General features: G+C 39.1%; 2 protein-coding genes. Both read right to left on the bottom strand.

What is annotated here, in order from left to right; translation table 11 throughout:
- Window positions 1-460: 460 nt before the first annotated feature.
- A complete protein-coding gene (gene istB, locus LHW48_11410) occupies window positions 461-1207 on the bottom strand; it encodes an IS21-like element helper ATPase IstB (protein ID MCB5261054.1) in 747 nt (248 codons plus the stop codon).
- The gene (gene istA / locus LHW48_11405) at window positions 1204-2712 is read right to left on the bottom strand and encodes an IS21 family transposase (GenBank protein MCB5261053.1); all 1509 of its coding nucleotides are present in this window, start codon (window positions 2710-2712) and stop codon (window positions 1204-1206) included. The genes istB and istA overlap by 4 nt, the downstream gene beginning before the upstream one ends.
- Window positions 2713-2845: the final 133 nt, after the last annotated feature.

Raw genomic sequence — 2845 nt, 5'->3', positions numbered from 1 at the left:
TTCATCATATTGTACCTTTAGGTCCCCATATACAGTATGAAAAGAGTCGACTACGTTTTTACCTGCACCTAATGATGTATTAAAGGCCTCTAGCATATCTCTAAACTGTGTTCTAAGTCTCTTGCTTTTGTCAAGCGAAAAGTGTACCACCCTGCTAACTTAATTGTGTACCACTAAAAGAAAAAATAAATACACCTTTTAAATTATGAGTAGCAGCTATTTTTAAGAATAACTTCCATTTTGAAACTACTCAATTCTTATTGTTGTAATTGTTTAAATAAAACGTAGTAGTAGAGGTTGTGGGTATGTGGGCAACGTAAAACGTTGTCCAATCAGTTGTGGAGTCTGTGGGTAACTCTACAGAGTTATCCATCAGAATCCATAGCTGAGGTATATCCACATCCTTAATCTTTATTCATTTGCCAAGGAACAATGAAGGGGCATATGAACACATTGGTTCTTATGAGCTTTGCTGGTTACTCTTCTGAAGCCGATATCTGTAACTTTCACCATTGAAGAGCAGAATCTTGCTATTGTGAATCAACCTATCGAGTATGGCTGCGGTCATCCTTTCGTCATGAAATATACTGGTCCATTCTGCAAACTCAAGGTTCGTGGTTACAATAATTGAGCCCTTTTCATACCTTTCGGAGAAAACTTGGAACATAAGCTGGGTAGTTTGATGTGATAGTTCAACGTATCCTAATTCATCAATGATAAGGAGCTCAACCTTTTTAAGTTTGCTCATGAACTTACTTAATTGATTCTCATCCTGCATTTCTACCAGTAGGTTTCCAAGAGTTGCCGCAGTATAGAAGGCAACAGATTTCCCCTGTTTACAGGCCTCTACCCCTAATGAAGTTGCAATATGGCTTTTCCCTGTGCCTGGAGCTCCTAAAAATAAAAGATTAGCCCTATCGACAATAAACTGACCATCAAAGAGATCCATTACATCCCTTTTAGACAGGTATGGTGCTTGGGGAAAATCAAACTGGTCTATTGTTTTCAGTGTAGGGAATTTAGCCTGCTTGAGCAGCCTCTGGAAGCGACTGTTCTCCCTCGTAACAATCTCACAATCCAATAGTGCTTCAAGAAAGGAGTCGTAGCTCCAGCTCCTCTCATTGGCTTCACCAACAATGCGGTCGTAATGCTCGCCGATACCTGAAAGGCGACAAGTCTTAAGTTTTGTTTTTAGCATATCAGTCATAATGCGCATCCTCCTTCCCCGACAAGGCTGTCATATGCTGATAGCGGGAGATGGCTTGTCTTGATATCGCCTATCTTAAGGTGTTGTAAATGTTCTTCTGCTAACGGCCTTGTACCCCTGGTACACTCTGTTTGGCAGCGCAGTAGGCTCAACACTGCTTGATAGCTATACTGGCCCGTTTCATCTAATTTCTTGAGGATTTTACCGATAGTGCCCAACCCGTACTTTTCTGTTAATTTTAAGATATCAACAAATTCCCTGGTTCCTTTTGAATTTGATTGACTATGCGCTTTCAGCTGCCTATGATATTCTTCATAAATTGCTGGTAACTTCCAATCTTGTATCACTTTAGCCTGATCATAAGCTCGTGCTTTCTTTTGGAGAAGGGCAAGATAGTGGTAGGGGTTCAGACATTCTTTGTCCCTACCAAATAGCCGGTTGTGTTCAGCGATTACCACTCCCTTGTAGCTAACGATAATCTTAAAGGGATAGATCCTAACTTGGACTTTCTTGCCCACATACCTAGTTGGAACGGAATATCTATTTCTATCTACATGAATCAATTGATAGGTATCAACAGAGGAGCTCGTAATACGGGCATATTGATAAACCTCCTCAAAAGGAAGAAACTCTTCCATAAGAACCAATTTAGTCCAAGCCTCACCTTTATGGATGCCTTTTTCCAGTCTTTGCTGGCATTCTTTTAACAGTCTGCTGTTGAGCGATTCAAAGTCGGTAAATTCGAGATAGGGAAGGAAATAGTTATTCCTTACGTATTTTACTAAATTCTCGATCATTCCTTTTTCATTCCCCTTTCCTGGACCACAAAATATAGCTTCAAAGCAGTAAAAGGACTTAAATTTCAGAAATTCTTCTTGCAGTTCTCTATCTGGTCCTTCTAATATCTCTTTTACAGCTGGTTTTAAATTATCGAAAATAACCTTGCGGGGCACACCGCCGAAGAAGGCAAATGCCGAATTTAGTCCATCAAAGAAATATTCTGTACGTTGATAGGGATAAGCTATAACAAACTCTATCTTGCTATAGCAGAGCTTAGCGCAAAAGACATAAACTTTCCTGGGCACCTGATTGTGCATCACCACCATTTCGCCAAAATCAACCTGCATGCTTCCTTTGATAGGATTCAGTTTAAGATATGCTTCTTTTGAGTTGATATTGAACTCTTCTTCGATTTGTCTTGTTAAATAAGTGAAGGCGGAATAACTTCCTTTATAACCTTCTTCACATAAGAGATTATACATGCGAGTCTTGGTTAGACGATGCTTTTTGGGCTTGACCTGATTATCTGTTATTAGCCATTTAACTCTGTCTATAATACTATGGTTAACTGGTTTATCACGTTCAACAGTTAAATTATATCTTTGTTCTGGATTCTCTATAGCCTTCGTTACTGTATTGCGATGGACACCTACCTCCCTAGCTATTGCACGCTTACTTTTATTTTGGTTATAATACAAAAATCTGATATAATCATACTGTACCATCTCTATCACCTTTATTTCCCCCAATACAACGATTTTTTGACAATCTTCATTGTATAGGGTTTTTGTGTTGAGGTGGTACACTTTTTGTTTAGCAGGCTGCTATAACTGGTACACTTTTAGTTTAGCATTAGCA

The sequence above is a fragment of the Candidatus Cloacimonadota bacterium genome (genome assembly GCA_020532355.1).
Taxonomy (GTDB): Bacteria; Cloacimonadota; Cloacimonadia; order Cloacimonadales; family Cloacimonadaceae; genus UBA5456.
The sequence above is the reverse complement of the archived record's forward strand: the minus strand, read 5'-3'. Positions and strand labels throughout refer to the sequence as shown.